This window comes from Streptomyces sp. KMM 9044 (assembly GCF_024701375.2).
Taxonomy (GTDB): Bacteria; Actinomycetota; Actinomycetes; order Streptomycetales; family Streptomycetaceae; genus Streptomyces.
In genome coordinates this window covers 6533288-6550860 of the sequence record NZ_CP113910.1, presented here as the reverse complement: position 1 = coordinate 6550860, position 17573 = coordinate 6533288, and the positions used below count along the sequence as shown (strand labels likewise).

At 71.7% G+C, this 17573-nt stretch carries 4 protein-coding genes and 3 pseudogenes; 4 read left to right on the top strand and 3 right to left on the bottom strand.

Annotation, left to right across the window (positions count from 1 at the left end; all coding sequences use genetic code 11):
- Window positions 1-38: 38 nt before the first annotated feature.
- From HUV60_RS29540 to HUV60_RS34110, 3 pseudogenes are all read right to left on the bottom strand, one after another.
- Window positions 39-479: pseudogene (locus HUV60_RS29540) on the bottom strand (phosphopantetheine-binding protein); the annotation flags it as partial.
- 195 nt (window positions 480-674) lie between these two features.
- A pseudogene (locus HUV60_RS29535) lies at window positions 675-10984 on the bottom strand (type I polyketide synthase); the annotation flags it as partial.
- A gap of 153 nt (window positions 10985-11137) precedes the next feature.
- Window positions 11138-12619 (bottom strand): annotated as a pseudogene (locus HUV60_RS34110) (beta-ketoacyl synthase N-terminal-like domain-containing protein); the annotation flags it as partial.
- Between the two features lie 353 nt (window positions 12620-12972).
- On the opposite strand from HUV60_RS34110, the gene HUV60_RS29530 reads away from it, so the two are divergent.
- The 4 genes from HUV60_RS29530 to HUV60_RS29515 all read left to right on the top strand — a co-directional run bounded on the left by HUV60_RS29530 (window position 12973) and on the right by HUV60_RS29515 (window position 16807).
- Complete coding sequence (locus HUV60_RS29530) at window positions 12973-14352, top strand: NDP-hexose 2,3-dehydratase family protein (protein WP_257851406.1); 1380 nt, start codon at window positions 12973-12975, stop codon at window positions 14350-14352.
- Entirely contained in the window at window positions 14349-15347 is a 999-nt protein-coding gene (locus HUV60_RS29525; RefSeq protein ID WP_257851407.1) for a Gfo/Idh/MocA family protein, read from the top strand. Before HUV60_RS29530 ends, HUV60_RS29525 begins: the two co-directional genes overlap by 4 nt.
- 83 nt (window positions 15348-15430) lie before the next feature.
- Entirely contained in the window at window positions 15431-16051 is a 621-nt protein-coding gene (locus HUV60_RS29520; RefSeq protein WP_257851408.1) for a TetR/AcrR family transcriptional regulator, read from the top strand.
- Between the two features lie 51 nt (window positions 16052-16102).
- Window positions 16103-16807 carry a VC0807 family protein gene (locus HUV60_RS29515; RefSeq protein WP_257851410.1) on the top strand — a complete coding sequence of 235 codons (705 nt, stop codon included), beginning with the start codon at window positions 16103-16105 and terminating at the stop codon, window positions 16805-16807.
- Window positions 16808-17573: the final 766 nt, after the last annotated feature.

The following is a 17573-nucleotide window of genomic DNA, read 5'->3' as shown; positions in this document are numbered from 1 at the left end:
GCCCTTCGAGAATCGGGAAGTCGTGTCGGGGGGACCGCTCAGGAGATCCCGAGTTCCTTGTCGATCAGGTCGAACATGTCCTGGTCGGAGGCACCGACCAGCTCCTCGTCGACGACCGTGTGGACGGGCTCGTCGGTGGGTGGCGCCCAGGTGTCGAGCAGGCCGCGCAGAGCATCGGTGAGCTCCTGCCGGGCGGCCGGGTCGGTGGTGGCGCGGTGGGCCGCCTCGATCTCCCTCAGCCGGGGGTCGAGGGCGCCTACGTCTGTGTCCGCGGGGAAGAGCTCGGCGCCCAGGTGGTCGGCGAGCGCGTTCGGCGTGGGGTGGTCGAACACGAGCGTGACGGAGAGTCCGGTGCCGAGCGCGGCCCCGAGCCGATTGCGGAGTTCAACGGCGGTGAGCGAGTCGAAGCCCATGTCGCGGAATGCCCGGCCGGGTTTGACGCCGTCGCCGGCCCCGGCGCCGAGGACCGCTGTGACGTGGGTGCGGATCAGGTCGGTCAGCCTGCGCCTGCGCTTGGCCTCGGGCAGCGCGGCCAGTTCACCGCGGAGTGCCGTCATGGCCCCGTCCCGGCTCTCCACGGCGGCGTCCTCGGCCTGACGCGTGGTCAGCATGGCTTCCACGTCGGGAATCTCGTCGATGAGGGGGCGGTGTCCGTGGGCGCAGTACGCGGGCACGAACCGGTCCCAGCGGATGTCCGCCACCACGACGGCCGTGTCACCCGCCGCCACCGACTCCCGCAGGGCACGCACGGCGAGCCGCGGTTCCATCGCGGGCACGCCGCGTCGCAGCAGTTGCTCCCCCACCTCGGCGTCGACCATGCCGCCGCCCGCCCAGGCACCCCAGGCGATCGAGGTGGCGGGCAGGCCCGCGGCGCGGCGCCGTTCGGCGAGGGCGTCGAGGTGGGCGTTGGCGGCCGCGTACGGGGCCTGGCCGCCGTTGCCCCACACGCCGGCGCCGGAGGAGAAGAGCACGAAGGCGTCCAGGGGACGACCTGCCAGCAGTTCGTGCAGGTTCTCGGCGCCGACGACCTTGGCGTCCATCAGGTCGAGGGCCTCTTCGACGTCGACTCGGGTGAGCGGCCGCGCCTGGTCGACGGCGCCCGCGGTGTGGACGACCGCGGTCAGCGGAGCATCGGCGGGGATGCTCTCCAGGAGCGCGGCGAGCGCGTCACGGTCGGCGACGTCACAGGCTGCGACGGTCACCCGGCAGCCGAGGCCGGTGAGTTCGCGCTCCACCTCCGCCGCGCCGGGTGCGTCCGGGCCGCGCCGGCTGGTCAGTACCAGGTGCTCCGCGCCCTCACAGGCGAGTTCCCGGGCCACGTGGGCGCCGAGCGCGCCGGTGCCGCCGGTGACGAGGACGGTGCCGCGGGGCCTCCACACCGGTGGGACGACGGAGCCCGCGCCGGCGAGGGGCGAGCGCACCATCCTTCGGACACGCACGCCCACGGGACCGGCCCGGAGCGCGAACTCGCTGTCCCCACCGGTCGTGTGGCCCGCCGCCAGCAGTGCGGGCAGGTGCGACAGCAGTTCGGCCGAACCGTCCGCGGGGAGGTCGACCAGCCCGCCGGAGCGCTCGGGGTCGTCCAGCGCGGCCACCCGGAGCAGGCCCCACACTGCGGCCTGGCCGCTGTTCGGCGCCTCATGACCGTCCCGTACGGCCTCGTCGTCGACCGCGACGGCTCCGCGCGTCAGCGTCCACAGTCCGGCGGGGAGCGCGGTGTCGGTGAGCGCCTGGCTCAACGCCATGGATGCCAGCAGTCCGGAGGAAACACCGGCGCTGCGCTTGTCCGGTTCGTCGTCCAGGGCCAGCAGCGACAGCACACCTGCGGGCGGGGCTCCCGCGCTTGCGGCGGCGTCCAGGAGTTCGGCGAGGACCGCCCGGTCCGCCTGCTCCGGCACGACGACCGGTACGACACCCGCTCCCGACTCCTCAAGGACGCGTCGCGTCCGCGCCGTGACGTCGTCGCCGGTCAGCGCCTCGGGCACGACGAGCAGCCACTCGCCGTCCAGGGCACCGCCCTCGGGAGCCGTGTACGGCCGCCATGCGACGCGGTAACGCCAGTCGTCCAGGGTGCTCCGTTCTCGGCGTGTGTTCCGCCAGGCGGCCAGGGCAGGGATCACGGTCTCCAGCCCGTCCTCGATGCCCAGGGTGCCGGCCAGCTCCTTCAGATCGCCTTCCTCGACGGTCCGCCAGAACTCGTCCTCCACCGGATCCGTCACCGCCTCGGCCTTGGCCTTGGCCTTGGGTACGTCCAGCCAGTAACGGCTGCGCTGGAAGGCGTAGGTCGGCAGATCCACCCGGCGCGGGGACAGCCCCTCGAAGGCCGGCGTCCAGTCCACGGACACACCATGCGCCCACGCCTCCGCCAGGGAGAGAGAGAAGCGCTCCAGGCCGCCCTCACCCCGGCGCAGTGAACCCACCACCACGGCATCCGCGCCGGCCGCTTCGACGGTCTCGGTCACCGGCACCGTCAGCACCGGGTGGGGACTCATCTCCAGGAAAGCGCCGTGCCCCTCCGCGAGGAGCCTGGCCACCGCCGGCTCCAGACACACCGTCTGCCGCAGGTTCCGGTACCAGTACCCGGCATCGGTCTCCGCCGAATCGATCCACTCGCCCGTCACCGTCGACAGGAACGGCACCACCGGCTCCAACGCCACCACCGGCGCCAGAACCTCCGCCAACTCCCCCTCGATCAACTCCACATGAGCCGAATGCGACGCATAATCCACCTCGATCCGCCGCACCCGGACACCCGCCGATTCCGCGAACACCACCAGCTCGTCCAGCGCGCCCGCATCACCCGACACCACAGTGGAGGCAGGCCCGTTCACCGCAGCCACCGACACCCGACCCGGCCACCGCCCCGCCAGCCCAGCCGCACCCTCAGCATCAAGGCCGACCGACACCATCCCCCCACGACCCGCCAACGCCACAATCGCCCGCGACCGCAACGCCACCACCCGCGCACCATCAACCAACGACAACGCACCCGCCACCACCGCGGCAGCAATCTCCCCTGCGAATGCCCCACCACCGCAGCCGGCCGCACCCCGAACGACTCCCACAACGCAGCCAACGACACCATCACCGCCCACAACACCGGCTGCACCACATCCACCCGGTCCAACCCGGGCGCACCCTCCACCCCCCGCACCACATCCACCAACGACCACTCGACAAACCCCTCCAGAGCAGCCCCACACTCCACGAACCGAGCCGCGAACACCGGCGAAGCATCCAACAACCCCACCGCCATCCCCACCCACTGCGACCCCTGCCCCGGAAACACAAACACCGTGGAAGCAGCCGCACTCAGCGCCGCCCCGGACGACACCGGCTCACCCGCCACCATCACCGACCGGCACTCGAACACCGACCGGGACCGCCACAACGACCACGCCACATCCACCGGATCGAGAGAGCCGGCCGCGGCGAACTCCACGAGCCTGGACTCCTGTTCCGCCAGCGCGGCCGGAGTCCGGGCGGAAAGAAGCCAAGGCGGGACGACTGCGACGCTCCCGGACCTCTCCGCGACAACGGAGGGCTCGGCCACCCCTTCCAGGACGACGTGAGCGTTGGTACCGCTGATACCGAACGACGACACCCCCGCCCGGCGCGGCCGACCGTCGCTCTCCCCCCACTCCCGTGCCTGTTCCAACAACTCCACCGCACCCGACGACCAGTCCACGATCGGGGAAGGGCGGTCCGCTCTCAGGGACTTGGGCAGGGTGCCGTGTCGCATCGCCTGGACCATCTTGATGACACCGGCCATACCCGAAGCGGCCTGTGTATGACCGATGTTGGACTTCACCGACCCAAGCCACAGCGGCCGGTCCCCGGCCCGCTCCTGCCCATAGGTCGCCAGCAGCGCCTGCGCCTCGATCGGGTCACCCAACTTCGTCCCCGTACCGTGCGCCTCCACCACATCCACATCCGCACCCGACAACCCCGCATCAGCCAACGCCGCCCGAATCACCCGCTGCTGCGAAGGACCGTTCGGAGCCGTCAAACCGTTCGACGCACCGTCCTGATTGATCGCCGAACCACGCACCACCGCCAACACCTGATGACCCTTGGCCCGCGCATCCGACAACCGCTCCAGCAACAGCACACCCACGCCCTCGGAGAGGGCGAAGCCGTCCGCGTCGGCCGCGAAGGGCTTGCAGCGGCCGTCCGGGGCGAGGGCCCGCTGACGGCTGAAGGCGACGAACGCGCCCGGTCCCGACATCACGGTGGCGGCGCCAGCCACCGCGAGGCGGCACTCACCGGCTCGCAGGGCGCGGACCGCGAGGTGCAGGGCGACCAGGGACGAGGAACAGGCCGTGTCGACGGTGACCGCCGGACCCTCCAGGCCCAGGACATAGGCGATGCGCCCGGACGCCACGCTCGCTGCCGCGCCGGTGGCGAGGTATCCCTCGTTGTCGCCCGACGCGGCGCGCAACCGAGTGGCGTACTCCTGGTCGGTGAGACCGACGTAGACACCGGTGTCGCTGCCCCGCAGGCCTTTCGGGTCGATGCCCGCGCGTTCCAGGGTCTCCCAGGTGGTCTCCAGCAGGAGGCGCTGCTGCGGGTCCATCGCGATCGCCTCACGCGGCGAGATACCGAAGAACCCGGCGTCGAACCCGGCCGCACCCGCCAGGAAGCCGCTGTCACGGACGTAGCTGGTGCCGGCCCGGTCGGGGTCCGGGTCGTAGAGCGCGTCGAGGTCCCAACCGCGGTCGGTGGGCAGCGGGGTGATGGCGTCCACGCCGTCGGTGACCAAGCGCCAGAAGTCCTCGGGGGTACGGACGCCGCCGGGGAAGCGACAGCCCATCGAGACGATCGCGATCGCGTCGTCCTCGGGGGCGTTACCGCTGCCGGGCGCGCGGAAGCTGTCCGCCGTGAGTGCCGCGGCCGGGTGGTCCCCTTGCCCACCGCCGAACGCGCGGTCGTCGAGGTGGACGGCGAGGGCGGAGATACTGGGGTGGTCGAAGACGACGGTGGTGGGGAGTTTCAGGCCGGTGGCCCGTTGCAGCCGGTCGCGGAGGGCGACGGCGGTGAGGGAGTCGAAGCCCAGTTCCTTGAAGGCGGCCTCGGCGCTGACCACTCCGGCGTCGGCGTGTCCCAGCGCGGCGGCCGCATGTGTGCTGACCAGGGTGCGCAGGGCGGCGGTGCGGCGTGCCGGTTCGAGGCCGCCGATCTCGCGCAGCGCGGCGGAGGTACCGTCGTTCCCGTCCCGGCCGGTCTCCGCGTCCGGCGTCGCGGGGCGGAGGCCGGACAGTTCGGTGAGCAGGGCGCTGCCGCGCACGGAGGTGAAGACCTCGGCGAACCGGCGCCAGTCGACGTCGGCGACTGCGACGGCCGTGTCGTCGTGGTCGAGCGCCTGCTGCAGGCCGGTGATCGCGGCGGCCGGTTCGATGACGGGAACGCCCCGGCGGCGCAGGTCGTCCTGGACGGCCTCGGCGATCATGCCGCCGCCCGCCCAGGGGCCCCAGGCGACGGAGAGCACGGGGGCGCCGTCGGCGCGGCGGCGTTCGGCGCGGGCGTCCAGGATCGCGTTGGCCGCGCCGTAGGCGGCGTGGTCGGCGACTCCCCACGTGCCGGAGATCGACGAGAAGTAGACGACGGCGTCCAGTTGGGCGGCGTCCAGTACGTCGTCGAGGTGGTCGGCTCCGAGGACCTTGCCGGAGAGGGTCGCGGAGAGGTCCTCGACGTCGGTCTCCGCGACCGGGCCGAGGACGCTCACCCCTGCCGCGTGCACGACGGAGCGCACGGGGCCACCCTCGTCGGCAAGGCGGGTGACCAGGTCGGCGACTGCCTCGCGGTCGGCGGTGTCGCAGGCGGCCACGGTGAGCCGGGTGCCGTATGGCGTGAGTTCGCGCCGCAGGTCGTCGAGGTGCCGGCCCTCGCCGCGCCGACCGGTGAGGACGAGGTGTTCGGCGCCACGCGCGGCCAGCCAGCGGGCCACGTGGGCGCCGAGCGCGCCGGTGCCTCCGGTGACGAGGACGGTGCCGCGCGGTTTCCAGTCCCGTACGGCCGCCTTGCCACCGGTAGCCGCTTGCACGAGCCTGCGGCCGTACGCCGTGCCGCCCCGCAGGGCCACCTGGTCCTCCTGCGTGCCCGCGGCGATGACATCGAGCAGCAGGTCGACGCCGCGGTCCGGGCCGCTCACGGGCAGGTCGACGAGGCCGCCCCATCGCTTGGGGTGCTCCAGGGCGGCGGCCCGGCCGAGGCCCCAGACACCGGCCTGCGCGGGCGCCGTCGGCGCGCCGTCACGGCCACACCCCACGGCTCCACGGGTCACGCACCACAGGGGCGCCTCGATGCCCGTGTCGCCGAGTGCCTGTACGAGCGTGAGGGTTGCGGCCAGCCCCAGCGGCACCGCCGCCCACCGCGGGTGCGGCCTCTCGTCGAGCGCCAGCAGCGACAGGACCCCGGTGAACGCGCCGACGGACTCGGCGGCTGGTGTGAGCAGGGCGCCCAGGCCGGCCCGGCTCAGGTGGTCGGCGTCGACGATCACGACGGCGGCGCGGGCGCCGCGGGCCTCCAGCGCGGCCACGGTCTCGGTGACCGACTCGTCGTCCGCGAGCGGCGCCGGGACGGCGAGCAGCCAGGTTGCGCCGGTGGCGGCGCGGGCCGGAGCGGGCAGGGCACGCCACTCCACGCGGTACCGCCAACCGTCGATCCGTCCCTGCTGACGGCGTGTGTTCCGCCAGGCGGCCAGGGCAGGGATCACGGTCTCCAGCCCGTCCTCGATGCCCAGGGTGCCGGCCAGCTCCTTCAGATCGCCTTCCTCGACGGTCCGCCAGAACTCGTCCTCCACCGGATCCGTCACCGCCTCGGCCTTGGCCTTGGCCTTGGGTACGTCCAGCCAGTAACGGCTGCGCTGGAAGGCGTAGGTCGGCAGATCCACCCGGCGCGGGGACAGCCCTTCAAAGGCCGGCGTCCAGTCCACGGACACACCATGCGCCCACGCCTCCGCCAGGGAGAGAGAGAAGCGCTCCAGGCCGCCCTCACCCCGGCGCAGTGAACCCACCACCACGGCATCCGCGCCGGCCGCTTCGACGGTCTCGGTCACCGGCACCGTCAGCACCGGGTGGGGACTCATCTCCAGGAAAGCGCCGTGCCCCTCCGCGAGGAGCCTGGCCACCGCCGGCTCCAGACACACCGTCTGCCGCAGGTTCCGGTACCAGTACCCGGCATCGGTCTCCGCCGAATCGATCCACTCGCCCGTCACCGTCGACAGGAACGGCACCACCGGCTCCAACGCCACCACCGGCGCCAGAACCTCCGCCAACTCCCCCTCGATCAACTCCACATGAGCCGAATGCGACGCATAATCCACCTCGATCCGCCGCACCCGGACACCCGCCGATTCCGCGAACACCACCAGCTCGTCCAGCGCGCCCGCATCACCCGACACCACAGTGGAGGCAGGCCCGTTCACCGCAGCCACCGACACCCGACCCGGCCACCGCCCCGCCAGCCCAGCCGCACCCTCAGCATCAAGGCCGACCGACACCATCCCCCCACGACCCGCCAACGCCACAATCGCCCGCGACCGCAACGCCACCACCCGCGCACCATCAACCAACGACAACGCACCCGCCACCACCGCGGCAGCAATCTCCCCCTGCGAATGCCCCACCACCGCAGCCGGCCGCACCCCGAACGACTCCCACAACGCAGCCAACGACACCATCACCGCCCACAACACCGGCTGCACCACATCCACCCGGTCCAACCCGGGCGCACCCTCCACCCCCCGCACCACATCCACCAACGACCACTCGACAAACCCCTCCAGAGCAGCCCCACACTCCACGAACCGAGCCGCGAACACCGGCGAAGCATCCAACAACCCCACCGCCATCCCCACCCACTGCGACCCCTGCCCCGGAAACACAAACACCGTGTCGACGGCGTCACCAGGACGCCGCACACCACCCCGGATCACATCCGTGCCGGCGGTTCCCGATGCCAGAGCATGCAGCGAAGCGGCGAGGCTCTCCCGGTCGGAGCCGACCACAACAGCCCGCTCCTCCAACGCCGCACGAGCCACCAACAGCGAATGCGCAACATCCACCGCAGCGACGTCCGCACCCTCCAGATGAACCGCCAACCGCGCCGCCTGAGCACGCAACGCCTTCTCCGAACGAGCCGATACCAGCCACGGAACCACCGCGCCCGCCCCATCGGCGGAAGCACCCGCCGGCTCCTCCACAGCCGGCTGGCCAGCCTCCTCAAGAGCGACCTGACCGGCCTCTTCGAGGATCACGTGAGCATTCGTACCGCTCACACCGAACGACGAGACACCCGCCCTACGTGGCCGACCGTCGCTCTCCTCCCACTCCCGCGCCTGTCCCAGCAACTCCACCGCACCCGACGACCAGTCGACCAGCGTGGAGGGAGCTTCGGCGTGCAGGGACTTGGGCAGGGTGCCGTGTCGCATCGCCTGAACCATCTTGATGACACCGCCGACTCCGGCGGCGGCCTGCGTGTGACCGATGTTGGACTTCACCGAACCCAGCCACAGCGGCCGGTCCCCGGCCCGCTCCTGCCCGTAGGTCGCCAGCAGCGCCTGCGCCTCGATCGGGTCACCCAACTTCGTCCCCGTACCGTGCGCCTCCACCACATCCACATCCGCACCCGACAACCCCGCATCAGCCAACGCCGCCCGAATCACCCGCTGCTGCGAAGGACCGTTCGGAGCCGTCAAACCGTTCGACGCACCGTCCTGATTGATCGCCGAACCACGCACCACCGCCAACACCTGATGACCCTTGGCCCGCGCATCCGACAACCGCTCCAACAGCAGCACACCCACACCCTCGCCCCAGCCGGTGCCGTCGGCTCCGGCGGCGAAGGGCTTGCAGCGGCCGTCCTCGGCCAGACCGCGCTGCCGGCTGAACTCGACGAACATCCCCGGGCCTGACATCACGGTCGCGCCCGCGGCGACGGCGAGGGAGCACTCCCCTGCGCGCAGGGACCGCGCCGCGAGGTGCAGGGCGACCAGGGACGAGGAACAGGCCGTGTCGACGGTGACCGCCGGACCCTCCAGGCCCAGGACGTAGGCGATGCGCCCGGACGCGACACTGGCGGTCGTACCGGTGAGGACGTGGCCCTCGACGGCCTCGGTTGCCTCGTGGAGGCGGGGGCCGTACTCGGGGGCGGTGGCGCCGACGAAGACGCCGGTGTCGGTCGCGTGCAGGGCGCGGGGGTCGAGGCCCGCGCGTTCGACGGTCTCCCAGGTCGTCTCCAGGAGGAGGCGCTGCTGTGGGTCCATCGCGGTCGCCTCACGCGGCGAGATACCGAAGAACCCGGCGTCGAACTCGGCCGCGTCGTGCAGGAACCCGCCCTCGCGGACATAGCTGGTGCCGGCCCGGTCGGGGTCGGGGTCGTAGAGCGCGTCGAGGTCCCAGCCGCGGTCGGCAGGGAAGGCGGAAACGGCGTCCGTCTCGTCACGGACCAGGCGCCACAGGTCCTCGGGGTTGCGGACGCCGCCGGGGAAGCGACAGCCCATGGACACGATGGCGATCGGTTCGTCGGAGGCGGCGCGGCGGGTGAGAGGCACTGCGTCGGCGGGCGTGGGATCGCTCAGGTGCGCGGCGAGCCGGGCGGGCGTCGGGTGCTCGTAGACGGCGGTCGCCGGCAGGTGGACACCGGCAAGGGTGTTGAGGCGGTCGCGCAGCTCGACGGCGGTGACGGAGTCGACACCGAGATCCTTGAAGGAGCGAAGGGGATCCACCGCGGCGGGGCCCGGGTGGCCGAGGACCACCGCGGCGCTCTCCCGGACCAGGCGCAGGGCCCCGGCGGAATCGAGTGCGGTGACGGGCTCGACGACCGTTTGCGGGGCCGGCTCGGCGGCGGTGTCCGTGGCCCTCGCGGGGGCGGTCGCGGCGGTGTCCGTGGCCCGTGCGAGGGCGGTCGCGGGGGTGCCGGTGACCCAGTGGCGGCGGCGCTGGAAGGCGTAGGTGGGCAGGGTGACGCGGCGGGGGGCGAGGTCGGTGAAGACGGGGCTCCAGTCGACGTCGGCACCTGCGGTCCACAGGGCGCCCACGGAGGTCTGGAGGCGGGCGGCGCCGCCGTCGCCGCGGCGCAGGGTGCCGGTGACCACGGCGTGCCGGGGGCCGGCGGCTGCCTCGACGGTCGTCTGGACCGGTGTGGTGAGCACGGGGTGCGGGCTGACCTCGACGAAGGCTCCGTGGCCCGCGAGTGTCAGGGCGCGTACGGCGGGTTCGAGGAGGACGGGGTTGCGGAGGTTGGCGTACCAGTACCGGGCGTCGGTGGCGGCGCCGTCGAGCCAGTCGCCGGTGGCGGTGGAGAAGAAGGGCACCTCGGGGCGGCGCGGGGTGACGGGGGCGAGGAGTTCGAGCATCTCCTCGCGGACGGGTTCGACGTGCGGGGAGTGGGAGGCGTAGTCGATTCCGACGCGGGCGGCGCGGACGTCGTGCCCTGCGGCGGTGGCGAGGATGTCGTCGACGGTGTCGATGTCGGCCGAGACGACCGTGGAGGAGGGGCCGTTGAGGGCGGCGACGGTGACGCGGTCGCCCCACTGCGCGGTGAAGCTTCTGGCGGCCTCCTCGGAGAGACCGAGCGAGACCATGCCGCTGCGGCCTTCGAGGGGGACGAGGATCTGGCTGCGCAGGGCGACGACGCGCGCGGCGTCCTCCAGGCTGAGCGCTCCGGCGACGCAGGCGGCGGCGATCTCGCCCTGGGAGTGGCCGACGACGGCGGCGGGGTGCACTCCGTGGGCCCGCCACGCGGCGGCCAGGGACACCATGACGGCCCACAGGGCGGGCTGGACGACGTCGGAGCGGTCCAGGGACGGGGCGTCGGCGTCGCCACGCAGGACGGCTTCGAGGTCCCAGTCCACGTGCGGGGCGAGGGCGTTCGCGCACTCGGCGAGGCGGGCTGCGAAGGCGGGTGAGTCGGTGAGGAGTCCGGCGGCCATGCCGGCCCACTGGCTGCCCTGACCGGGGAAGACGAAGACGGGCCGCTGCACGTCGCCGTCGACGGGGCCCGCGGGGACGGCGGTGGCGACGGCGTCGAGCAGACCGTCGGTGTCCGCGCCGACGGCGAGGGCGCGGTGGGTGAGAGGCGTGCGGGTGCTGAACAGGGACCACGCGGTGTCGACGGGGTCGGCGCCGGTGTCGCGGACGTGCGAGGCGAGGCGGTCGGCCTGGGCGCGCAGAGCCTCGGGGGTACGGGCGGACAGCAGCCAGGGGATGGTGACGGGAACGGGAGTGGTCCGGGGCTGTTGCGCGGTCTTCGCGATCTTGGCGGTCTTCGTGGTCTTCGCGGTCTCGGTGGGCGGAGCCTGTTCGAGAACGAGGTGGGCGTTGGTGCCGCCCATGCCGAAGGAGGAGACGCCCGCGAGCAGGGGGGTCCCAGGGGTGGCCGGGGTCCAGACGCCTGTCTCGCGCTGGACGCGCAGGCCGAGGCGGTCGAGGTCGATGGCGGGGTTCGGCTCGTGGTGGTTGAGGCTGGGCACGAGCCGGCCGTGCGCCAGGCACAGGACCGTCTTGAGGAGTCCGGCGATTCCGGCCGCGCCTTCGAGGTGACCGATGTTGGTCTTCACGGAGCCGACGGCGAGCGGGGCGCGGCGGCCTTCGGCGGTGCCGAGGACGGCGCCGAGGGCGGTGGCCTCGACGGGGTCGCCGACGCGGGTTCCGGTGCCGTGCAGTTCGACGTAGCCGATGTCGCCGGGGTCGACACCGGCGCGGGAGCAGGCCGCGCGCAGAACGGCGGTCTGGGCGTCGGCGTCCGGGGTGGTGAGGGCGGCGCCCGTGCCGTCGTTGTTGAGGGCGCCGCCGCGGATGACGGCGTACACGTCGTCGCCGTCGGCGAGGGCACGGGAGAGAAGCTTGAGGACGACGATGCCGCCGCCTTCGCCGCGGACGTAGCCGTTGGCTCCGGCATCGAAGGTGTGGCAGGCGCCGTCCGGGGAGAGTGCGCCGAACTGGGCCGCGGCCAGGGAGCTTTCGGGACTGAGGTTGAGGTGCACGCCACCGGCCAGTGCGAGTGCGCAGTCTCCGGTGCGCAGACTGTCGCAGGCGAGCTGGACGGCGACGAGGGAGGACGACTGCGCGCTGTCGACGGTCATGCTGGGACCGCTGACGCCGAGCACGTACGAGAGCCGGTTGGCGATCAGGGAGCGGTTGAGGCCTGTGAGGGTGTGGTGTCCGGGCTGCTGTCCGGCGTTGCGGACGACGTCGGCGTAGTCGCACACATCGGCGCCGAGGTGGACGGCGGTGGCGCGCGGTACGGCGGCGACGGGGATCCCTGCGTGCTCCAGCGCCTCCCAGCCCAGTTCGAGGGCGAGGCGGGCCTGCGGATCCATCGCGTCGGCCTCACGGGGCGAGATACCGAAGAACGCGGCGTCGAAGTCGGCGGGCGCCGAGACGTATCCCCCGCGCAGGGGTGCGGTGCCGCCGTGCGGAGTGGGCCAGCCGTCGGCTGGCACGCCCTCGCGCCGGTCCTGTGGCATGTCGGTGACAGCGCTGCGGCCCTCGGTGAGCAGGGCCCAGTACGCGGCCGGACCGTCGGCTCCGGGCAACCGGCACGCGAGGCCGACGACAGCCACGGGCTCGTGGCCCGAAACGGTGTTCCGTACGTCGGTGGGCACCGGCTCGTTCATCGATGGCACTCCAAACACCAGGGGCGAGGGGCGGGGGTGGCTCACACATTCGCACGCGGTCAGGGGGCGTCCGGCAGTCCGGGGAAACGCTCTAGGGGAATCTCTAGGCACGCCCTGGGCTGGGCGGGGACGGTGGCCGGGAGGGTTCTGCCCGTGACCGCCCGCGGGCCCGCGGCGGGTCATAGCCAGTGGACCGGCGGCCCACAAGGGGGCGCACTCTAGGCGAATCCTCGAATCCGAGCGTGCAGTCTGGAGGGCCGCGTTCGGCTCCCGTGTCCTCCGGGTGCGGATGGTGGCACCCCGCAGCCGAAAGGCGCGTGGCCACGCTCCTGGACCGAGAGAAGGGCAGACCGATGAGTCCGACAACCGCGCCTTCGCCGTCGCGCGGCCAGCAGGCCGCCACTCTCGCGGCGCTGGCAGCGTCCGCGGCGGCCGTCGCGGACGGTGTGATGAGCGACGTGGAACTCGCGGCGTGGCTGGAGGAGCGGCGACGTACGCAGCCGCAGCGGGTCGAACAGGTGCCGTTCGCGGAGCTGGACGGCTGGCGGTTCGAGCAGCGGACCGGTGACCTGCGGCATGCGAGCGGTCGTTTCTTCTCGGTGCACGGGCTGCGGGTCCGCTCGGACTTCGGGCCGGTGCCGGCCTGGGAGCAGCCGATCATCGATCAGCCCGAAATCGGGATCCTCGGCATCGCACTGCGCGAATTCGACGGAATTCCCCATCTGCTGATGCAGGCGAAGTCGGAGCCGGGAAACATCAACGGGATGCAGCTGTCGCCGACGGTGCAGGCGACGAAAAGCAACTATCTGAGGGTGCACGGCGGTTCGGCCGTGAAGTATCTGGACTGTTTCCGTCGTCCCGCGCCGGGGTCGGTGGTGGCCGACGTGCTCCAGTCGGAGCAGGGCTCGTGGTTTCTGCACAAGCGGAACCGGAACATGATCGTGCGGGTCGGTCCGGAGGTCGAGGCGGGCGAGGATTTCGCCTGGCTGACTCTCCGGCAGGTGAACGCCCTGCTGCGCCAGGACAACGTCGTCAACATGGACGCCCGTACGGTGCTGTCGTGTCTGCCGGACTGGCGGACCGACGTCGTCGGGGTGGCCGGATCGCTGCACACGGACACCGAGATCCGCAGCTGGATCACGCGTCGGAGGGCCGAGCACGAGGTCAGCGTCACCCCGATCGGGCTGGCGGACACCAGCGGCTGGCGCCGCGACGCCAACACCGTGTCCCATGTGCGCGGGCATCACTTCAGTGTCGTGGCGGTGGACGTGTCCTCCGGCCGCCGCGAGGTGGCGGCGTGGTCCCAGCCGCTGCTGGAGCCGCACGGAACGGGCCTGGCGGCGCTGTTCGTGCGGCGGGTGAACGGCGTACCGCACGTTCTGCTGCGGGCACGCGCGGAGGCCGGGTTCCTGTCGGTGGTCGAGCTGGGCCCGACGGTGCAGTGCACGGCCGAGAACTACGCCCATCTCCCACCCGCGTCCTGGCCCCCCTATCTGGAGGAGGTGCGCGCGCGGCGCGCCGGAGCCGTGTACGACGTGCTGCTGTCGGAGGAGGGCGGGCGTTTCCTGAACGCCCTGAGCCACTACGTGATCATCGAGGTCGAGGACGAGGTGCCCGTGGTGTCGGACGAGTTCGAGTGGGTGTCCCCGCGGCAGGTGGACGAACTGCTGCGCTACAGCCACCACCTGAATGTGCAGGCACGGACGCTGGTCACCGCGCTGAGGTCGCTGTGACGGCGGCGGCAGCGCGGCCACTGCGCCTGGGCGCGCTGGGTACGTCGTCGATCGCCTGGCGGCGGGTGCTGCCCACGGTGGCGCGCATGCCGGAATGGGACCTGGTGGCCGTCGCCGGGCGCACGATGAAGAAGGCGGTCCGGTTCGCGGAGCAGTTCGGGTGCGCGGCCGAGGAGGACGCCGAGGCGCTGCTCGAACGGCCGGACGTGGACGCGGTGTACGTGTCGACGCCGACGGCCCTGCACCACCGGTGGGCCGAGCGCGCGTTGCGTGCGGGCAAGCACGTGCTGGTGGAGAAACCGATCGGGGTGAACGCCGCCGAAGCGCGTGCCCTGTACGCGCTGGCCGCGGAGCGGAGCCTGGTGCTGCGGGAGAACTTCATGTTCCTCCACCATCCGCAGCATGCGCGGGTGCGCGAGCTGGTCGAGAGCGGCCGGCTGGGGCAACTGGCCTCCCTGCAGGCGGCGTTCTGCATCCCTCCGCTGCCGGAGGACGACATCCGCTACGACGTGGGTCTGGGCGGCGGCGCACTGCTCGACGTCGGCGTGTATCCGCTGCGTGCCGCCTCGCTGCTGCTCGGACCGGGCCTTGAGGTGGCGGGGGCGACGCTGCGCACCCGGGCCTCGGACGGACTCGATCTGTCCGGGCAGGTACTGCTGGTTTCGCTGTCCGGAGTGCTGGCCGAGGTGGCGTTCGGCTTCGAGCACGCCTACGCCTCCACGTACACGCTGTGGGGCGACCGGGCGCGGCTGACCGCGACGCGGGCGTTCACCCCGCCGCCCGCCCATCAGCCGCTGCTGGTGCTGGAGGAACAGGACCGCGAGGAGCGGCTCGCCCTGCCCGCCGCCGACCAACTGATGCTTCTGCTAGCGGAGTTCGCCGGAGCCTTGCGCAGAGGCGGCGGCAACGACGCTGAGCTGGGTGCGGAGTCGGTCGCGGCGATGACACTCGTGGACACCGTCGCCGCTACGGCGCGGCGGATCGTCGTGCGCTGACCGAATGCCGTACGGCGAGACCTCGCCACGGAATTCTCGAAACGCTAGGAAAATCTTGATCATGATCTGGTTAATCTGACACCATGACGGCCAACAAAGACAGGGTGAACACCCGCACATTCACGCAGAACGCACGACGAGCCCAGATAGTTCAGGCGGCTATCGAAACGCTCGCCGAAACCGGTTATGCGAAGACGTCGTTCAACAGAATCTCCCAGCAGGCGAAACTCAGCAGTACCGGAATGATCTCCTATCATTTCTCCGGCAAGCCCGAACTCTTCGCCGAAGTGGCTCACACGGTCGTCGTGAAGGCCGACACTCTGGCAGCCGCGCGCATGGAGGACGAGAAGACCTACCGCGGCAAGCTCACCGCGTACATCAGGTCGAACTTCGACTTCATCGCCAGCTACCCGTTGTACGCCCGGGCGTTGACCGAGATCATCGGGATGATCCGCGACCGGCACATCACCGGCCTGGACGACATCGAGCGCAGCATCATGTCCGGCGATCGGCTGGTCACCCTGCTCGAACAGGGCCGCAGAGCCGGCGAGTTCGGCAGCTTCGACTGTTTCACCATGGCCCTGGTCATCCGCGGCGCCATCGACGGCGTCCTGTGCCAGCATCTGCGGGTCGTGGCGATGGACCTGGATCGGTGCGCCCACGAGGTGTCGAACGCCTTCGACCGCTGTACCCAGCCCGCGTAGGACCCGACACCGGCCCCGGCAAGGGCCCGCCAGCCACGCCTCAGGAGTGCCATGGCTTCCCCCACGTCCAGCTCCGAACCTGCGGCCACTGCCCCCACCGCGACCGAAAGCCCGTCCTCCTCATGGGGTTTCGTCGTCCCCGTGGTCTGCGACATCGTGTTACCCGTCGGGCTCTACTACGCGCTCCGCGCGGTCGGCGTGGGAGAGATCACGGCGCTGCTGCTGGGCGGCTCGGCGCCCGCCCTGCACACGCTCTACTCCGCGATACGTCATCGCAGGCTGGACGCCCTCGGGGTGTTCACCATCGCGCTGCTGCTGGTGGGCGCGCTGGGCTCACTGCTGACCGCGGACCCGCGCCTCGCGCTCGCACGCAACGGCCTGTTCACCGCGCTGACCGGACTGTGGCTGCTGATCACTCTGTTCACCGCTCGCCCATTCACCTACCAGGCGTTGCGCTCTCTGCTGCCGGGCCGGGCGACGCTGCTGGAGCGCCTGTGGGAAACGGACGCGTCCTTCAGGGGGGTGTGGCGCGGGCTGACGGTGCTGTGGAGCGTGGTCCTGTGCTGTGACGCGCTGCTGCGGGTGGTGATGGCCTACACCCTGCCCGTCGACACCGTGCCCGCGCTGGACGGCATCCTGTACGCGGTGTCGTGGATCCTGCTGCAGGTGATCACCCAGGTCGCCCTGTACCGGTCGGGCACCATGACCAAGATCTTCGGTCGCCGCAGGCGCCGGGTCGGTGAGCCAGGTCGGTGAGCGGAACCGAAGCCGGCAGGCACGCTGCGCGGATCACCCTGTCGAGCGGCGTTTCCGGCAGCGGACCGGACGCGGCGTACCGCACGTCGGTGGACTCCCTGACCCGAGCAGCCCGACTTCCAGGAGGCCGCGCGTCAAGCCGCACGGACCGGTCCGTCCGTCACCGGTGCGAGCGGCCGTCGCATCCGCCACGCGGCGTACGTCCAGGACGAGGGCGGGCAGGGCAGCGCACCATGATAAGACGGTGCCACAGTCGGCGCCGTCGGCCGGCAGAGCCGGGCCTGTGGTGACAAGACCTTGCACGCCCTGCGCGAGGCCATGGTGCGGTGGTCCGTGACCGTGCTCATGAGCGGCCGTCTCCCCGGACTCCGCCCGGGTGCTTTCAGCCGACCGGCATGACGAGCGCGGTGACCAACCCCCGCCGCACGCCTACCCGTTCCACTTCCACATCCGACTCAGCCACCGGCACCGGCACCGGCACCGGCACAGAGGTTGAGGCCAAGGCCGAGACCGACAAGGTCTGTTGACCTCACAGCCATCGTGTCCGCGCCGTCAAGTCAGGCTGCCTGCGGCCGGACCGTCAGCCGTGATCCGGATGGTGATCCGGGAGACGGCGCTGCGGACCGCGTCGGCGACTGGATCGCCCACCATGCGTTCCGGATGAGTTCGAGAACCAGACAGGTTGCGTCGAGGACATCAACCTCATGTATTCAGCTGAATCCCTGAGCTGACGCTCCGACAGCAGAAGGGTGCCTCTTACCTGCGA